This window comes from Maritalea sp., from assembly GCF_047634455.1.
In the GTDB taxonomy this organism is placed as follows: Bacteria; Pseudomonadota; Alphaproteobacteria; order Rhizobiales; family Devosiaceae; genus Maritalea.
Genome location: NZ_JBLIAI010000035.1, coordinates 10,905 through 26,909, shown reverse-complemented (window position 1 = coordinate 26,909; position 16,005 = coordinate 10,905). Strand labels below are relative to the sequence as shown.

Below are 16,005 nucleotides of genomic sequence, written 5' to 3'. Positions count from 1 at the left end.
GCCTATCGATGGCGTCGTTGGTCTATCAAAACTTGCCCGCGTCACCGATATCTTTGCCCGGCGCCTGCAAACACAAGAAACGCTAACCGCGCAAATCATTGATGCAATAAATGAAGCATTGAACCCGCGTGGTGTCGCAGTCTTGCTTGAGGCGGAGCATATGTGCATGTCCATGCGTGGGATCAAAAAACACGGCGCATCAACAATCACGCAGCGTTTTACCGGCGTATTTGCTGAAGAGACCGCTGAACAACAACGCTTCTTTTCACTGTTGAATATGAAAACAAGCTAGGTTTCGCCAACGTTTGCCAGCCTTGATATGAGAGCGCTATGCCTGATTTCCCGGACCCCAAAACAATGAGCAAGTCTGAATTGGAAACAGGCAACGTTTTCGCGCCAAGTTTTGATCAAAACGGCCTCATTCTCGCCATCACGTGCGACGCCAACACCAATGAATTGCTGATGGCTGCCTATATGAACGAAGAATCAATCCGCCTCACGCTCGAAACCGGCTTTGTTCATTACTATTCCCGCTCGCGCCAATCCCTTTGGAAAAAAGGCGAAAGTTCCGGCGAATTACAGCAATTTGTGGAAATGCGTACGGATTGCGATCAAGATATTTTGCAAATATTGGCCATCCAAACCGGAACAGGTGCCGCCTGTCACACGGGCCGAAAATCCTGCCTCTATCGCAAAGTGGTCGCTCAGAACGGCAAACTGCAGCTTGAAACCTTAGATATGCCGCCGCTATTTGATCCAGCCCAAAAGTACAAATCCCAAGGCTAAAACGCACGCTTCTCCAGCCACGCCACCATGAAATATCCGGCCACATAACCGCCCAAATGGGCCTGCCATGCAATAGATCCACTCACCCCCAAAATACCTGGCATCAATCCAAACAAGACATTAAGACCCAACCAAAAGCCTGCAAAGCTTAGGGCGCGCTTATTCTTAACAATATCCATCAAACTGGCCAATTTCCGCCCAAGCACACGCACTTCACCGGTTACTGGATCGGTATGCATATCGACCGGTTGAAAAACGAATCGTGTTGCCCCCCCGATGAATGCCGACACAGCGCCAGAAGCACCAATGAGTATCGTAAAACCAGCGCCTGAAATGGCGGCAAATGTAAGGGCACCTATCGCTGAGCCAAATAGGTAAATAGCAATAAACCCAATATTGCCATATCGGCGCGCAACCGGACTACCAAACACAGCCAACCACGCCAAATTGAAGATCAGATGTTGCCACCCAACGTGCAAAAAAGCGTGTGAAAACAAAGTGTAGTAGCGTGCAAACTCACCCCCCCGCATTTCTTCGGGCAGTTGATCACGCAATGTTACATAGCCAAATTGCAGATAGAATTGTTGATAGGCATCGGGCGACAGCATCAGTTGTGCTGCCACATGAATAAGCAACAATAATCCTATTGTGGCTGCCACGATAACAGGCAGATTAAAAGCCGGCGGATTTGCACGATCTTTATTCTCACCGTCATGACCAGGGGGTAGATTCATAAATGCTCCTTTGCCCCCTTATGCCCGTTCTTTTCGGACTTTTCCACAGCCGCTGCGCGCGTTAACCTTAATAAAGCTTTAAGGGCGATTTTTGTGTCGATTTCAGGCAAATTGGATTCACAGATTTTAACGAATGAGGCCGAACTGAGCGCCGATGTAAACGGTGCCAGCTGGATTGATGCGGGGAAATGACGAACATGCAAATGCAAAGTACGCAGCGGCTCTACAAATATTGGAACGAACTGCGCGGCACGCGTAGCGCGCCCGAGCGTCGCGACGTGGACCCAACAAAAATTCGCAATGCATTGGCAAACACATTTATTCTGGAGGCCTCGCCAGACCAAGAGACGTTTAATTTTCGGCTTGCTGGCTCTCACATTTGTTCAACCTACTGCCGTGAACTAAAAAACCGCTCCTTCATCGACCTTTGGCATCGACGCGACAAAGACGCCATAGAGACACTGATCAAAGCCGTTACAGACGATCACGCCGCTGCACTTGTGACGTTCAACGCAACAAGTCAACACAATGCGCAGCTAACTTTTGAAACTCTGCTATTACCGCTTCGCCACAATGGCGCTACGAATAACCGCATCATTGGGTCCATCACAGCATTCGATGAACCTCTCTGGTTTGGCACGCAACCCATTATGGAACAACGTATTTCCGGGCTCCGTTTAATCTGGCCAGACGATCATAAGACTGAGTTCGGGGGAAGTGATCTGAGCACAAATATTGACATCGCTGAACCCGAAGATGTGATCGACATTCGCACCGATTTTGGGCAAAGCGCCAAAGTATATGGCTTCAATGCGAGACGTTACGCACACTTGTCAGTAATCGACGGCGGCAAACAATAGCCAAAATTACTTTTGCCATTACACTCGGTTAACTAAACGAATGCTATCGTGGGTACAGTTGATCAGAACAAGTGGCAAACAGCCTTATGCAAACCCACGCAACGCAAGCAGCGTCATTTTCTCAGGTTGAGCCTGGAAGATTTCAGCGCGTAAAAATATCTTTGCTGGGTCGATACATGTTAGCTGATCGACGCGAATTTCCTTGCCAAGTCGTCGATATGTCTCCGGGTGAAGCAATCCTCATTGCTCCAGAAATCGGCCAGATCGGTGAACGGGTGATCGCCTATATCGACCACCTTGGGCGCATCGAAGGCACGATACAAGCAGAAGAAGAAGGCGGCTTCATGGTGAGCGTAAACGCATCACCACGCAAGCGCGAAAAGTTGGCAGCGCAACTTACATGGTTTGCCAACAAAGACATTCTCGACCTGCCCGAAGATCGACGGCACGAGCGCCAAATCCCAGATATTCGCCATTCTCGCATCATTTTGGAAGATGGTCGCAATTATCGCTGTAAAATTGTCGATATCTCGCTGTCCGGTGCTGCCGTTGAGATTGATGTTAAACCCGCAATGGGCACACGCATCACGCTCGGTCGAATGCGGTCAACCGTTGTCCGCCATTTCGATGATGGCATCGCCGTAGAGTTCTCATCGGTGCAAGAAATATTCAATGTCGTTCAGGCGAACCTGCGCTCCGAATAATAATCACAATTTGACGTCGCTATTTGCCCGCTGATTTGAGCGGGCTTTTTTATGTCCACGGCATAGTTATGCTTAACAATACCCGAATCTAACCCATTGTTTTTGAATAAAACTCTGCCGTTTTATTTTTCAAGACCGAAATTTCCAATCTCCATAGTGGTCCTCGTCAGGGAGACTACAAATGGAAAATCTAAACCAACTACTACGCAAATGCATTATCGGATTGGTCGCAGCGGCGGCACTTACAACACCGGTATTTGCCAATTCAACAAATGTGGCTTTCGCCCCAGAGATCAAAGAAACCTCCATTCCAGTGGGACACGCGCAGTTTTGTCAGACGCGACCTTTGGAATGCCAGAAAAACGCTGAGTTCGTTTCTTACGAAAAACTAACGCAAGAAAAATGGCAGCAACTTCTGATCATCAATGCAAAATATAATACAGAGATCAAACCCATTAGCGATATTGATCTGTACCAGACCGAGGAGTTTTGGACCTACCCGCGCGGATATGGCGACTGTGAAGACTATGTCCTTGCTAAGCGAAAGGCCCTGATTGATGCAGGCTGGCCGCCAAGCACACTGCTGGTGACAGTTGTCGTCCAGAGGTCAGGCGAAGGACACGCTGTTCTCACCGTGCGCACCGACAGAGGTGATATGATATTGGACAACCTTGAAGGCCTAATCAAAGTTTGGAGCGAGACACCATATGTCTACGTCAAACGACAGTCGCAAGTTCATGCAGGCCGCTGGATGGAATTAGCGGACCACAGACCAATTACAGTGGCCAGCAAATAAGCACTGTACAGATTTTTACAAAAATTTCGGCCAAACTTCCAACCCTGACACCGGTCGAAACACAAAGACCAGCTTTCCCCGAGGCTGGTCTTTGGCTCGTTTAGGGACACAGTTTTTTAGATTTTCTTTAACGCGCTCAAATAATGTTGGCCACGATCTACATATCCCATCGCGTGCGCAATACGATCTTTGAAAGAAGTCGGATCGAGCTCTTTTTTGATTTTGCCGGGCATACCTAAAACCATGGAGAATGGGGGGATTTGCTGACCCTCAGTCACAACCGCCCCTGCGCCAATTATTGAGCCCTTGCCGATTACGCACCCATTCATAATCGTCGCGCCCATGCCAACAAGCACACCTTCTTCCAAAATGCATCCGTGCAAAATCGCACGATGCCCGATTGTACAATGCGCGCCAATCTCCACTGGATAGCCTGCATCGGTATGAATCACACTAAGGTCTTGAACATTGGCATTTTCGCCAACAAAAATCGGCTCGATGTCACCACGTAGGACAGAACCGAACCAGATATTTGATTTGGATTTGGCAATTACCTTGCCAATAAGGTCCGCGCTATCAGCCACAAATGCATCAGGCGATAGTTCCGGCGCCACACCGTCAAAAGAGTAAATCACGCTTCTATAGCCCTAGAATGCCAATGTAGAACCAGAGGAAAAACAGCCCGACGATAAAGCTCCAGCCAAACGCAATAAACGCCGACAACAAGGCTTGGCTAACATGCAGACCCCCTGCACTGTCGCGACGCCAGCCCATATTCAGCATGATAAACGGCCCACAGACAAAACTCATCATAAGATGCGCGATGGTGGCGAACACATGCTCACCGTCGAATCGCAACATGGCTTCCTGTTTCCACACCCACTGATAAAAATAGGTCGCGCCGCCCGCAAAGGCCATTCCAACCGCAATAATGTATAGTGAAATCAAAAATTCGTTAGCCACAACCATCTCCCGCCAAAACGCATCGCCGCGTTTACCTTTTGTTAAACATATTCTTGCGTCTATCAATTGTCACGCAAGACCACGGGAAATGGTTAACGCCAGATTTGGAATGAAATGCCAAAACACAATTTACCAAAAACAAAAAACAGTTTGGGGACCAACATACTCATACTTTGCATTGTTCTAAGTCTTGTCGGCTTGGGAATTGTGTACAGTTTGGATTTTTTTGAAGTGCCTGGCGAGACGCGCGCAGTCGAAACAGAAGAAAGCGTAGAGTTTTCAATTGCTGCATCAAAGCTGCATGCGCCAAAATCTTGGATTGAAACTCAGTTTAAACCAAAAGAAAATATGCTGAATTTTCTCGAGTTGCGGCTCGAATTGCAGGTCAACGGTCAATCAAATGCCGTCAATGTAACCTTGCTCCCCGCATCCCAAGCGGCCCCGAGTGCATATCTGTTGGATGCACTTTACATCCACAATTTTGCCTCAGGTCCCTCAGAGCAAAAATATGGGCTTGTCGTCAAAAAACTGCGAAACGAGGCTGGATTTGAAGATGAGACGATTTGGTATGACGCTTTGAGCGCCAATCCATTTGTCGCAAAATGTCTGACTGAAAAAACCGCACCCGACAATGCAAAAAACTGCATCACGACTGTTTTGGTCAATAAGCGCGTTTCCGCGCTTATTCAGTTTGAAGATTCAGTGCTACCAAATTGGCGCGTGTTCTCAGTGGCTTTAGACAAGCAACTGGCAACACTTACCTTAAACTAGGGTCTGAACTCAATTGAGAAATGATCTGGACAGCAGTTCAATTTTGATCAGATTTAGGCGAAATAAGCCGAATTGACTTGCTGTCAATGAGGATATTTCAACGACAAACTGGCAAAATTGAATGCTGCCTTTCGGGTTGGGTGCAAAACAGGCTGCTTCAGCGTCGAAAAGCCTCACCGATATGAGAATCGCTTTCGTTTCTCTCCTCAAATCAGTCTATTTTGCACCCAATCCAGACCTTTTCTCAATTGAGTCCAGGCCCTAGGCGTAGTCTTCCAAATCTATATCAAGAATTGCCATCTGGAAATTGTAAGAACGTTCGCCTTCGTCTTCATCTAAATACATAACACCAATAAACTCTTCGCCCAGATAGACTTCAGCTGAATCGTTTTTGTTCGGCCGCGCCCGAACTTCAAACGCTGGGTTACCAAATTTGCCGCGCAAATATTTCGTGAGAATTTCAATTTCTTGTTTGGTCATGATAACCACCGCTTTTGGTGTTGAAAGTTATGGGCGAACCTAACTATTTGAACAAATTGCTCAACAGCTAGTTTGGTTTTCCCCATTTTACCCGAAATTTGCATTCTCGTGGTGAAATGCTTTTCGCCACGCCCCGTCACGTTCGATCCATAATGCCATGCAAATATCGGTTTGCCCGCGATCATATTCACAAATATAGGCTAGGCAACAGCTGTTCTTTGAACCAAAATGCCCCCAAAGACGTTTTAGCTTGGTCACTGTTCGCTCAATCGTCCTCGTAACAAATTGAGTTTTTTCGAGCTGATTACCGTCAGGATCAAAACTAACAAAATCGGGAGAATATTGGTCGGCGAATTCCGGAGGACGGACTTTAACACGTGCAAGTTGCTCTTCGTCCATCCAAATCTGATCGAGTAGTCTTTGTTCTGTTTGAGAAAGCTCAATCTGAGGTGGGTGTACCGTTATCATCGACAATCATCTGGTCCATTCTGGATGCAGGTTGGGCGCAACCGGCCTCCCCTACGACTTTGGCGGGGACGCCAGCGACTGTGGTTTTAGCAGGCACATCCTTTAGAACTACTGAACCCGCTGCAATCCTTGCGCAGTCGCCAATAGAAATGTTGCCCAATATTTTTGCGCCAGCCCCAATCATCACGCCTGAACCAATTTTTGGATGGCGGTCGCCATCTTCTTTGCCAGTACCACCAAGCGTTACGGCATGAAGTATAGACACATCGTCACCAACCCGAGCGGTTTCACCAACCACCAATCCCGTTGCATGATCCACCATGATGCCACGGCCAATAACGGCGGCGGGGTGAATATCGACTTGAAAAACTTGCGAGGCACGGCTCTGCAAGTATTTTGCGAGATCTTTTCGCCCCGCATTCCACAGGGCATGGGCAAATCGGTAGGTTTGGATCGCCTGGAAACCTTTAAAGAAAAGCACAGGATCAATTGCTCGGTTGCATGCTGGATCGCGTTCCAGCGTCGCGGCCAAATCCGAACGAATGTGATCAGCAATCGTTGGGTGTTCACGCAACACATCAAAAAAGGCACGGCGGATAATTGCCGCAGGCATATCGCGATAGTCCAGCAATTCTGAAATGCGATAGGCAATCGCTTCTTCGACCCGCTCATGATTGAGCACATTGGCAATAACAAAGCCTGAGAAAGCCGGTTCGCTCGCCATCATTTGCTCAGCATCACGGCAAATAGCGCGCCAAACCGGGTCAACGATTGTTGGTTTTTGCGATTGCAGCTTTGTCTCAGCCATCGAAACTCTCCACTTTCAACTCAAATCAATATGGGCAATCCAAGCAAGATTACCAGCCTATTAGCACACTAAACTGGATAGTGCCGCTCAAGGAATGATAGCACAGATTGCTTAAACTGTTTATCCCCCGTCGCGCGCATGTGATCGCGGCCTTCAATAACAAAACTCTCGCCCTGTTTCATGAGCGCTGCCAGCGGTTCTGGTCGGCCGCCAACTTCATCTTCACTACCAACGGCAACCAACACAGGCAGATCAATTTTGCCCACTTCTTCTTCGGTGATGCGCTGGCGCGACGATGCCATGCATGCAGCAAGCGCCCGGCGATCGCTTTTGGTGTGGTCAGCAAAAATCCGAAACATGCGGCCGGTTTTGTCTTTGATTTCCTCAAGCGTTGGCGCAAGCAAAGCGTCCACAATCACCCCCGACGTCGTCATGCCGATGGTCATGCGTTCGCCAAGACCGCCAAACACCGCACACTTGATCAATTCAGGCGCCGTCATCGACACATAAGCCGATATGCGCGCGCCCATCGAGTAGCCCATAATCGCGATGTTTTTTAGGCCAAGATATTTGATCAGATTGACCGAATCTTTGGCCATTTCACTTGAGGGATAGGCGTCCGAATCATAGATTTTTTGCGATTTACCATGCCCACGATTATCAATCGTGATCACGCGATAACCAGCGCGCACCAAATAGTCGACCCAATCAGTGTCCACCCAATTGACTTTGCCGTTCGATCCAAAGCCGTGAACCAGCAGAATAGACGGCCCTTCGCCATAAATGGAATAGGCAATTTCATAACCCTCAGATTGAAAGTGCGGCATTTTGGACCCTATTTAGTTGCATTTACAGCGCTCAATATCAGCAAAATGTGTTTTGGCAAATTGTCAACTTGATTGCCAACCGTTATAGGCTGGTCAACGCAGTTGGGTTTGGCTATGTTTCGACCTGATTTGTCACGATACCATTTTTGAAAAGACGAGAGCAATATGGCACACGGAACGACACCACATTTTCATAACGCAATGGGCGTCCAAAAGATCGAAATTGGCTCCAAAGAGTTCAAATGTGTTGGCGCGTTGCCGCCGTTTGATCATCCACATATCTTTTTAGATATGGGCCATGACAACGACATTGTGTGTCCCTACTGCTCTACGCACTACATTCACAATGGCAATTTGAGCGCCGCAGCATCTTCTCCAAAAGAAGCAGTTTACGACGCCCACAAAGCGTAAAACGAGGAATATATGGGCCCCGACAAAACGATTTCAATCAATGGGGCAGGCATTGCCGGTCTAACACTGGCACTGGCACTCGCAAAATTTGGGTTCCGCGTGGTCATCGCGGAACAGCACCACGAGATTTCGCAATTTGGCGCTGGGTTGCAAATTAGCCCCAACGCCCGCCGGGTGCTCAACGAACTTGGCCTGGACAAAGCACTTTGTGCGCATAGCTTTGAGCCCGAAGGCATCGATATTTTCCGCCACGGCAAACCAGATCCCCTGTCGCAAGTCACGCTTGGGCAATTTGCCAAAGATCGCTATGATGGCACACCCTATGCGGTGATGCATCGCGCAGACCTTGCCCAGCAGCTTTACAAAGCCACCAAAGCATTCCCAAACATTGAGATTCTTTTTGGTGCAACTCAGACACGTGTTGAAGACCTCGGTGACGCGGTTTCCGTCATAATTGAGCGTGACGGCAAACCAAGTTATCCGCTGACGGCCCGTGCGCATTTGGGCGCCGACGGCGTACGATCTGTCACCCGAACCGACGTACTGGGCGGTAAACCACCACAATATACTGGCTATGTTGCATGGCGCGCGATGGCCAACATTGAGCAGTTGAGCGGCATTCTTTCTACAGAACGCACGTCACTATTTTGGGGACCCGATTACCATATGGTGGTCTACCCGCTGCAGCAACGCAAGCAGTTCAACATTGTCCTTGTTACCGAATTTTCTTTACCGCTGGAAGACAGCGACACGCCAGAGATAAGCAACAAATCTTTGCGTAAAAACAACCGCTTATCTTCGATAATGGAATCAATTTCTGATCCATGGACAGCGTGGCCTTTGTTCGGTGTAAAAACTAATACTTGGTATAAAGGCAATGTTGCAATTCTTGGCGACGCGGCGCACGCGATGCTGCCATTCCAAGCGCAAGGCGCGGCCATGTCGATTGAAGATGCGGGCTTGTTGGCTGCAATTTTGGCGAGCGAAACAGACAATGCAACGGCGTTTGGTAAATGGCAAAACCTTCGTCAACCACGAGCAAACAAAGTGCAAGACCAGTCGCAAAAAAACGCATTTGTGTTCCACATGTCACCGCCTTTGAGTTGGGGACGTGATGCGGTTGTTTCAGCCAAAAGCGCCCAAGGCCACCTGGAGCGCCTTGATTGGATATATGCCCATGACCCATTCGAGGGTCTGGTGGGACCACAGGCACTGACAAACTAGAAACTTTGGGATTTGGCGTATAGTTCCGATCAAAAGTAAGCGCTTGCAATTGATTAATTGCGCTTGCCTTTCCTATATCTGACGTGTCAATTGCACCCTAAATCAACTAGGCCTTAGGATTCCCATGACTGGTGTGAAAAACCCGCGCCTTGCGCTGATCTTTATATTGATCACCGTATTTATAGACATTCTAGGGCTAGGGATTATTGTGCCAGTTTTGCCGGGACTGCTTGAAGAACTCACCGCCGAAAGAGTTTCAAGCGCTGCCGCCTATGGTGGATTCCTGATATCAGCTTACGCGCTGATGCAATTCATCTTTTCTCCAATCTTGGGAAACCTATCAGATCGATATGGTCGACGCCCAGTTTTGCTGGCGTCCCTGTTGGGTCTCACGCTTGACTATTTACTGATGGGCTTCGCGCCAACAATTATCTGGCTGTTCATCGGCCGCATTGTCGCAGGCATTATGGGCGCAGCCATTTCCACAGCGACCGCTTACATTGCGGACATCACGCCAAAAGAAAAGCGCGCGCAAAGCTTTGGTCTTATCGGCGCGGCCGTTGGGGCCGGGTTTATCATTGGCCCGGCAATCGGCGGGCAGTTGGGCGAATTTGGCACGCGCGTGCCATTTTTTGTAGCCGCCGCTGTTGCCTTTATCAATTTAGTCTACGGCTATTTCATATTGCCGGAAAGCTTGGGCAAGCGCAAAAGACGTCGGTTCGATGCTAAACGCGCGAACCCAATCGGCACCATCCAATCACTGAAAAAATTTCCATTTGTAATTTCGTTTCTCGGCGTTTTGTTTTTCTTTTCGCTCGCCGGGCAGGCCTACCCCAGCATTTGGAGCTTTTTTACAATAGAACGCTTCCAATGGACCCCGGCCCAAATCGGTATTTCGCTGTCCGTATTCGGCATCATGTTTGCCGTCGTTCAGGGCGCACTCATGCGCCCTGCGATCAAACTTTTCGGTGAACTATGGACTGTGGTGGCAGGTCTTGCTTTTGCCACTATAGGCTTTTTCGGCATGGCCTTTATCGACACAGCAGTTGGGCTATACATTTTCCTATTGCCCGGCGCGCTCGGCGGTTTTGTTGGCCCTGGTCTAAATGGATTAATGTCCAGCCGCGTTGACGACAACGCCCAAGGTGAGCTGCAAGGCGGCGTGAACGCTGTGAATTCCATCACGGCAATTTTGGGACCGCTAGCGGCAACTCAATTATTCGCGTTCTTCACCTTGTCGCCGGACTCACACGGGTATTTCCCAGGCGTCGCATTCTTTGCTTCTGGCATCGCAATTGTCGTTGGGGCAATCATTTTCCTCCAAGCAACTTGGCGATCAGGTTTGATGTCACACCGGCCCAAAAGCGACAGCCGAACTGATCAAGAAGGCTAGGGTCTGAACTCAATTAGACCATTTGTCATAAATCAGTTTGGCAACCATTAAGTCGAGATGCGCACCGCCACCATTTTTGAAAATGGTGATGTCGTCGGCATTCATGCGTCCTTTGGCGGTCCCTTGTGCGAAGTCGTAATAATCAGCAAGCACGTTGCTCTCAGAAATCACGCCTTCTGAAATAGGAATGCTCAGTTCCCCAATATCGTGAATTGTTGTTTCCCGCGAATCGACAAATATTTTGCCGTTGCGCATCAGTTCATTGTCCGCCTCGCGCATATCCAAACGAAACGCACCGATTAGGTCCACATGTGTGCCCGGCTGCACCCACTCGCCCAAGATCACAGGGCTGCGCGCCATCGTCGCCGAAGTGATAATGTGCGCACTCGCAACCGCTTCCGCTAAATCTACAACAGAAGTGCAGTTTTGTGCGTCAGCCAAAATGCGCGCATTGTCTGCGTTACGACTCCAGACAGAGATTTGATCAAGATCGGGAAAAACCTCGCGATAAGCATCAATAAGCGAGCTCGCGACAATGCCAGAGCCCACGACGAGCAAATTTCGAGCATCCGGCCGGGCCAACAAACGCGCACCCAACACGCTGTCCCCGGCGGTTTTCCATTTGGTCACCAACTGTCCGTCGATGAGTGCTTTAATCGCCCCAGTTTCATCGTCAAACAAAACCACCACCGAATCGATTGTGGGTAAAGGTGGCAAGCGCTCCGCGTTGTTGGGGTAAATCGTTACCGACTTCAGCGCCAAGCCTAGCCCGTCAATCCAAGCCGCGCGGTTGAGCATGGATTGTGTGCCGCGCTCCAGCGCCAAATCACCTAGACGCGCTCTTTCTTGCTTGTGGCCAGCAAAAATAGCATCCGCAACCTCACGCCAACTCAATTTGTGTTCAATATCATCAATTGAAATGAATGGTATATTCATCGGCCAGGTCCCTAGTTTTTTCTCAGTCGACAGCACTCACCAACACAAATCAAGATTGAATTCAAACAATCCGTCTGATGTTGTATATTTTATCCAATTTATGCCAACAAGAAAACACCGCAAGAAATTCAACCTGCGGTGCCTAATCAATTCAAATGTGGATTATGCGGTTAAACGCGGCCAAACTCGTCTTCAAGCCGCACAATATCGTCCTCACCAAAATAGGAACCGGTTTGTACTTCGATTAATTCGAGCAAGATTTTGCCTTTATTTTCCAAGCGATGCACAGCGCCGAGCGGAATGTAGACTGATTGGTTCTCGCTAAGGGTTTGCACACTGTCATCAATCGTCACCTCGGCTGTGCCGCTCACCACAACCCAATGTTCAGACCGATGATGGTGCTTTTGCAGTGAGAGCTTTTTGCCCGGCTTCACAAACAACCGCTTCACTTGAAAGCGATTGCCAATGACCAAAGATGAATAGCCGCCCCACGGACGGTAACATGTGCGGTGGGTCTCCGTTAGCGGCGCCGTGCGTTTGTCGCTGCGCAAAACCTTCACCAAAGCCCCGACTTTTTGCGCCTCACTTAGAGCGCCAACAAAAATCGCATCTTCACTGACAATGACCGCCACATCGTCTAAACCGCTCACCGTCACTTGGCCTGTTTCAGAATAAACTAAAGAGTTTTTAGTTTCGGAAAGCAATACGTCGCCAACCGCGACGTTGCCAGCGCTATCCTGCGCGCCCACCTTCCAAACGGCGTCCCAGCTGCCAAGATCCGACCAAATGATTGGCGCAGGCACCACAACTGCCTTGTCGGTTTTTTCAAAAATCGCGTAATCAATCGAGATATCAGGTGATTGAGAAAATGATGCCTCATCAAGACGAACAAAATCGAGGTCCTTGTCGGCATTCTCAACCGCCAACGCGACAGCAGATGCAACCGCAGGCGCTAATTTTTCACACTCAGACATGATCACGTCACGTTCAAACAAGAACATGCCTGAGTTCCAAAAATGTTTGCCACCCGCAACAAGCTGCTCCGCAACCACAAGATCTGGTTTCTCAACAAACTTGGCGACTTTAAATCCACCATTCGCAATGGCCACACCTTGCTCAATATACCCATAGCCAGTGGCGGGCTCAGTTGGCTGAATACCAAACGTCACCAAGTTGCCGGCCGTAGCACAAGCTGCAGCGGCATCAACTGCGGCGGCGTAATCCGCATCCTCAACAATCCGATGATCAGAGGCCAAAACAAACATCAATGTGTCTTCGTTGCTTGTACTTGCCATAAATTTAGCGGCAGCCAAAACTGCCGCTGTTGTGTTGCGGGCCACCGGCTCGAGTAGAATACCGCCAAGATCCACACCAGCCTCTAGCGCCTGTTCTGCCACCAAAAAACGATATTCATTATTCGTGATGACGATAGGTGCGGCAAATTTCGCACTGTCAGAAACACGTGTAAGCGTTTGTTGAAAAAGGGAATTGTCGCCCGCAAGGTTTAGAAATTGCTTAGGCCGCGCCGAGCGCGAAATCGGCCAAAGTCGTGTGCCTTTACCCCCAGCAAGAATAATCGGTACAATCCGCTTATCGACGCCCGCCATAAAAACACTCCAAATTTCAACTCAAAGAATATCGAATATAGCCAATTCCAATTCAATGCAAATCTGAATTGCCGCAAGAATTGTGCTCCACATCCCATTTACCACCAGCAATGCAAATTGGACCGAACTTACCCATTGAAATGACGTCGATTTTATGACAAACCGACGCCTGAAGTAATTCACCTTCGATTTCGCGGACGTGGTGAAATTGGTATACACAAGGGACTTAAAATCCCTCGCCTTAATCGGCTTACGGGTTCAAGTCCCGTCGTCCGCACCATAACTTGCATTTGCAGCACCCTTTTTCACCAGTCACGCGGCTCAATGCATATGATCTGGTTCAGCATCTTATTGTTCTGTGCAACATGTAGAGCTAATCGAGGCATTGATTGGCAAGGAAAGCGTAATAAGTAGACTCAACTATTCTTCCGCTTTTTTTCCTTCTGTTCTCATTAAGAGAAGTGTGCCGACCATTTAAGAAATACGAGTTCTTTGTTTCCGGCAACAAGGTGCTTGAAAAACAATACCGACAATCGTCGACTTGATACTCTTCAAACGTCGCAAGAATATTTTCAATCCATTTTCGGATGCCCGCATTATCAAATCGAGAAAACAGCGCCATTCTGAAAATCAGCCCCTTTTTGAAATACTCGCTTGAGAGTTGTTCATTGAACAAAGGCATATGTGCGCTCCACCCCATCGCATGGAACTTATTCTCTTTGGTTTTGATGATGCCGTATCCGTAGTCAAGAGATTGGTATTTTTCGTCGGCGATGTGCGCAACAATCGCATCGATCTTCTTTTTGTAATCTCCAGACACGCGATCATAAATTTTCGAAAATATGAAAACGTCATGAACTAATGGAAGCTCAAGTTCACCTCTTTGATAAAGAATTGGGTTTACCAGTTTTCTCGACTTGTAAGCGCTTGGTACAGCGTGATCTGTGGCATCCACGTATATGTCGTGTTTAAAGGGTGATGTTGTGACGAGTTCGAACAGGACATCAATTCTACTCAGGACAGTTTTATTCACCAGCTCAACGGAGCAACCAGCTGCAAACAAGTATCCGGCAACGACATAGCGTGCCAACGATTCGTAGATACCATCACCTGTGTTTGTAGCAAGAAAATCAATGTAGACTTGAAGCAAGTCTTGGCTAAGAATATCATTTACCGACAAGCCAAATTGCAAGAGCATTCCGAATGAGTTCTCGAAACAAGCATCGCGACTTCCCAGTACAGTTACACCCGTAGCCTCTGTCGGAATTAGACCCTTCCAGTATAAGACCTCAGGCATTTGAAGTAGAACATCGTAATTCTCCTTAAGGTCGTCTTTCTGCACCTCCCCGGGATAGCGCGAAAGCAAGTGCCTTATTGTGGGGCCGCAATTGTCTTGTAGGAAATTGAATTGCAACTCTTTTTTGCTCGCTGACATGTTGTTCCTTCAAAAAAATGGCCCAAGAGGACACAACGAGAGGTTCATGCCAACGACATGCATATCCTTGGTGCTGAAGACGCGTTTCTACCATCTCAAATGGGGTACCCAGCATGTGGCAAACCAGCCGCACGTCAGCACCATCCAAATTAGCTGATGCCGAGGAGACAGCTTTGAGCTAAGTCAATTTCTGGACCAGATAATACCTACGACGAGCCCAGCACGCAGACACGCCAAAGGTCTGTGTGCAATATCTCAATCACACACAATGGAACTTGGCCGCAGTCTCGGTGGCTTACTAGTCGCCCATACCATCACGAATGGGTGGCGCGTAAGAAACATCCATATCCCACGGGAAATAAATCCACGTATCTTGCGAGACTTCGGTGACAAAACTATTCACCAAATCGCGGGCCAAAGGCTTGGCGTAAACCGTGGCGAAATGCGCATTTGGCAACATAGCTTGCACGGCCCGACCGGTTTTGCCTGTGTCCACCAAATCATCAATAATCAAGACCTTGCTGTCCTCGCCTGCATCCAGGGCCAATATGCTGTCGGCAACTGGCTTTAAGACTTTCAACTCGCCCTGATCTTTGTTGTCATAGGAGGCGACAGAAACACTCTCGATCACGCGAATGCCCAATTCGCGGGCAATGATTGCGGCAGGCACCAAGCCACCGCGCGTGATACACACGATCGCATCAAACGGGCCTTCAGCATTCAAACGCCAAGCCAACGCACGGGAATCACGGTGAAACTGATCCCAAGAAACGGGGAAACTTTTATTTTGCGGTACGCTCAT

Annotated in this window: 20 protein-coding genes and 1 tRNA gene; 10 read left to right on the top strand and 11 right to left on the bottom strand. The window is 48.7% G+C overall.

The window, feature by feature from the left end:
* Both folE and hisI read left to right on the top strand, forming a co-directional pair.
* On the top strand, nt 1-292 hold a 292-nt coding region (folE, locus tag ACJAZW_RS10125), incomplete at its 5' end, for a GTP cyclohydrolase I (RefSeq protein ID WP_415157668.1).
* Between the two features lie 38 nt (nt 293-330).
* On the top strand, nt 331-786 hold the full coding sequence (gene hisI, locus ACJAZW_RS10120; RefSeq protein WP_415157666.1) for a phosphoribosyl-AMP cyclohydrolase: 456 nt from the start codon (nt 331-333) through the stop codon (nt 784-786).
* On the opposite strand, the gene ACJAZW_RS10115 is transcribed toward hisI, so the two are convergent.
* Complete coding sequence (locus ACJAZW_RS10115; protein ID WP_415157664.1) at nt 783-1,520, bottom strand: rhomboid family intramembrane serine protease; 738 nt, start codon at nt 1,518-1,520, stop codon at nt 783-785. The two genes, hisI and ACJAZW_RS10115, sit on opposite strands and share 4 nt — an antisense overlap.
* Nucleotides 1,521-1,723: 203 nt before the next feature.
* Between ACJAZW_RS10115 and ACJAZW_RS10110 the strand changes: the two genes are divergently transcribed.
* The 3 genes from ACJAZW_RS10110 (at nt 1,724) to ACJAZW_RS10100 (ending at nt 3,880) form a co-directional block, all read left to right on the top strand.
* Nucleotides 1,724-2,380, top strand: a complete 657-nt coding sequence (locus ACJAZW_RS10110) for a PAS domain-containing protein (RefSeq protein WP_415157662.1) — start codon at nt 1,724-1,726, stop codon at nt 2,378-2,380.
* Between the two features lie 86 nt (nt 2,381-2,466).
* Complete coding sequence (locus tag ACJAZW_RS10105) at nt 2,467-3,084, top strand: PilZ domain-containing protein (RefSeq protein WP_415157660.1); 618 nt, start codon at nt 2,467-2,469, stop codon at nt 3,082-3,084.
* 181 nt (nt 3,085-3,265) lie between these two features.
* Entirely contained in the window at nt 3,266-3,880 is a 615-nt protein-coding gene (locus tag ACJAZW_RS10100) for a transglutaminase-like cysteine peptidase (RefSeq protein ID WP_415157658.1), read from the top strand.
* A 116-nt stretch (nt 3,881-3,996) separates the two neighbouring features.
* Here the strand turns inward: ACJAZW_RS10100 and ACJAZW_RS10095 are convergent, their stop codons facing one another.
* Both ACJAZW_RS10095 and ACJAZW_RS10090 read right to left on the bottom strand, forming a co-directional pair.
* The gene (locus ACJAZW_RS10095) at nt 3,997-4,515 is read right to left on the bottom strand and encodes a gamma carbonic anhydrase family protein (RefSeq protein WP_415157656.1); all 519 of its coding nucleotides are present in this window, start codon (nt 4,513-4,515) and stop codon (nt 3,997-3,999) included.
* A gap of 4 nt (nt 4,516-4,519) precedes the next feature.
* Nucleotides 4,520-4,843: a DUF6949 family protein gene (locus ACJAZW_RS10090; RefSeq protein WP_415157655.1), complete on the bottom strand. Its 324-nt coding sequence runs from the start codon at nt 4,841-4,843 to the stop codon at nt 4,520-4,522.
* A 216-nt stretch (nt 4,844-5,059) separates the two neighbouring features.
* Between ACJAZW_RS10090 and ACJAZW_RS10085 the strand changes: the two genes are divergently transcribed.
* Nucleotides 5,060-5,614: a hypothetical protein gene (locus tag ACJAZW_RS10085; protein ID WP_415157654.1), complete on the top strand. Its 555-nt coding sequence runs from the start codon at nt 5,060-5,062 to the stop codon at nt 5,612-5,614.
* Nucleotides 5,615-5,875: 261 nt separating this feature from the next.
* On the opposite strand, the gene ACJAZW_RS10080 is transcribed toward ACJAZW_RS10085, so the two are convergent.
* From ACJAZW_RS10080 to ACJAZW_RS10065, 4 genes are all read right to left on the bottom strand, one after another.
* Nucleotides 5,876-6,094, bottom strand: coding sequence for a DUF3126 family protein (locus ACJAZW_RS10080; RefSeq protein ID WP_415157652.1), 219 nt, complete (start codon nt 6,092-6,094; stop codon nt 5,876-5,878).
* An 87-nt stretch (nt 6,095-6,181) separates the two neighbouring features.
* Nucleotides 6,182-6,562 carry a hypothetical protein gene (locus tag ACJAZW_RS10075; RefSeq protein WP_415157650.1) on the bottom strand — a complete coding sequence of 127 codons (381 nt, stop codon included), beginning with the start codon at nt 6,560-6,562 and terminating at the stop codon, nt 6,182-6,184.
* A complete protein-coding gene (gene cysE, locus ACJAZW_RS10070; protein WP_415157648.1) occupies nt 6,534-7,370 on the bottom strand; it encodes a serine O-acetyltransferase in 837 nt (278 codons plus the stop codon). The genes ACJAZW_RS10075 and cysE overlap by 29 nt, the downstream gene beginning before the upstream one ends.
* A 68-nt stretch (nt 7,371-7,438) precedes the next feature.
* Nucleotides 7,439-8,197 carry an alpha/beta fold hydrolase gene (locus ACJAZW_RS10065; protein WP_415157646.1) on the bottom strand — a complete coding sequence of 253 codons (759 nt, stop codon included), beginning with the start codon at nt 8,195-8,197 and terminating at the stop codon, nt 7,439-7,441.
* A gap of 165 nt (nt 8,198-8,362) precedes the next feature.
* Here ACJAZW_RS10065 and ACJAZW_RS10060 point away from each other — a divergent pair, with 165 nt between their 5' ends.
* The 3 genes from ACJAZW_RS10060 to ACJAZW_RS10050 all read left to right on the top strand — a co-directional run bounded on the left by ACJAZW_RS10060 (nt 8,363) and on the right by ACJAZW_RS10050 (nt 11,225).
* The gene (locus tag ACJAZW_RS10060) at nt 8,363-8,608 is read left to right on the top strand and encodes a zinc-finger domain-containing protein (RefSeq protein ID WP_415157644.1); all 246 of its coding nucleotides are present in this window, start codon (nt 8,363-8,365) and stop codon (nt 8,606-8,608) included.
* A gap of 12 nt (nt 8,609-8,620) precedes the next feature.
* Entirely contained in the window at nt 8,621-9,832 is a 1,212-nt protein-coding gene (locus tag ACJAZW_RS10055; RefSeq protein WP_415157642.1) for an FAD-dependent monooxygenase, read from the top strand.
* A 124-nt stretch (nt 9,833-9,956) separates the two neighbouring features.
* Nucleotides 9,957-11,225, top strand: a complete 1,269-nt coding sequence (locus ACJAZW_RS10050) for a TCR/Tet family MFS transporter (protein WP_415157640.1) — start codon at nt 9,957-9,959, stop codon at nt 11,223-11,225.
* Between the two features lie 9 nt (nt 11,226-11,234).
* Here the strand turns inward: ACJAZW_RS10050 and ACJAZW_RS10045 are convergent, their stop codons facing one another.
* Together ACJAZW_RS10045 and ACJAZW_RS10040 are read right to left on the bottom strand one after the other, a co-directional pair.
* A complete protein-coding gene (locus ACJAZW_RS10045; RefSeq protein WP_415157638.1) occupies nt 11,235-12,161 on the bottom strand; it encodes an ornithine cyclodeaminase family protein in 927 nt (308 codons plus the stop codon).
* Between the two features lie 170 nt (nt 12,162-12,331).
* Nucleotides 12,332-13,768, bottom strand: coding sequence for a mannose-1-phosphate guanylyltransferase/mannose-6-phosphate isomerase (locus ACJAZW_RS10040; RefSeq protein ID WP_415157636.1), 1,437 nt, complete (start codon nt 13,766-13,768; stop codon nt 12,332-12,334).
* Nucleotides 13,769-13,961: 193 nt separating this feature from the next.
* On the opposite strand from ACJAZW_RS10040, the gene ACJAZW_RS10035 reads away from it, so the two are divergent.
* A tRNA-Leu gene (locus ACJAZW_RS10035) sits at nt 13,962-14,048 on the top strand.
* A gap of 93 nt (nt 14,049-14,141) precedes the next feature.
* Here ACJAZW_RS10035 and ACJAZW_RS10030 read toward each other — a convergent pair.
* The gene (locus tag ACJAZW_RS10030) at nt 14,142-15,203 is read right to left on the bottom strand and encodes a hypothetical protein (protein WP_415157634.1); all 1,062 of its coding nucleotides are present in this window, start codon (nt 15,201-15,203) and stop codon (nt 14,142-14,144) included.
* 298 nt (nt 15,204-15,501) lie between these two features.
* On the bottom strand, nt 15,502-16,005 hold the full coding sequence (gene gpt, locus ACJAZW_RS10025) for a xanthine phosphoribosyltransferase (RefSeq protein ID WP_415157632.1): 504 nt from the start codon (nt 16,003-16,005) through the stop codon (nt 15,502-15,504).

Excerpts from the sequence above, each read along its gene's own strand:
- hisI (WP_415157666.1), top strand. The coding sequence starts at position 331 with ATGCCTGATTTCCCGGACCCCAAAACAATGAGCAAGTCTGAATTGGAA.
- ACJAZW_RS10115 (WP_415157664.1), bottom strand. The coding sequence starts at position 1,520 with ATGAATCTACCCCCTGGTCATGACGGTGAGAATAAAGATCGTGCAAAT.
- ACJAZW_RS10110 (WP_415157662.1), top strand. The coding sequence starts at position 1,724 with ATGCAAAGTACGCAGCGGCTCTACAAATATTGGAACGAACTGCGCGGC.
- ACJAZW_RS10105 (WP_415157660.1), top strand. The coding sequence starts at position 2,467 with ATGCAAACCCACGCAACGCAAGCAGCGTCATTTTCTCAGGTTGAGCCT.
- ACJAZW_RS10100 (WP_415157658.1), top strand. The coding sequence starts at position 3,266 with ATGGAAAATCTAAACCAACTACTACGCAAATGCATTATCGGATTGGTC.
- ACJAZW_RS10080 (WP_415157652.1), bottom strand. The coding sequence starts at position 6,094 with ATGACCAAACAAGAAATTGAAATTCTCACGAAATATTTGCGCGGCAAA.
- ACJAZW_RS10075 (WP_415157650.1), bottom strand. The coding sequence starts at position 6,562 with ATGATAACGGTACACCCACCTCAGATTGAGCTTTCTCAAACAGAACAA.
- cysE (WP_415157648.1), bottom strand. The coding sequence starts at position 7,370 with ATGGCTGAGACAAAGCTGCAATCGCAAAAACCAACAATCGTTGACCCG.
- ACJAZW_RS10065 (WP_415157646.1), bottom strand. The coding sequence starts at position 8,197 with ATGCCGCACTTTCAATCTGAGGGTTATGAAATTGCCTATTCCATTTAT.
- ACJAZW_RS10060 (WP_415157644.1), top strand. The coding sequence starts at position 8,363 with ATGGCACACGGAACGACACCACATTTTCATAACGCAATGGGCGTCCAA.
- ACJAZW_RS10055 (WP_415157642.1), top strand. The coding sequence starts at position 8,621 with ATGGGCCCCGACAAAACGATTTCAATCAATGGGGCAGGCATTGCCGGT.
- ACJAZW_RS10050 (WP_415157640.1), top strand. The coding sequence starts at position 9,957 with ATGACTGGTGTGAAAAACCCGCGCCTTGCGCTGATCTTTATATTGATC.
- ACJAZW_RS10045 (WP_415157638.1), bottom strand. The coding sequence starts at position 12,161 with ATGAATATACCATTCATTTCAATTGATGATATTGAACACAAATTGAGT.
- ACJAZW_RS10040 (WP_415157636.1), bottom strand. The coding sequence starts at position 13,768 with ATGGCGGGCGTCGATAAGCGGATTGTACCGATTATTCTTGCTGGGGGT.
- ACJAZW_RS10030 (WP_415157634.1), bottom strand. The coding sequence starts at position 15,203 with ATGTCAGCGAGCAAAAAAGAGTTGCAATTCAATTTCCTACAAGACAAT.
- gpt (WP_415157632.1), bottom strand. The coding sequence starts at position 16,005 with ATGAGCGTACCGCAAAATAAAAGTTTCCCCGTTTCTTGGGATCAGTTT.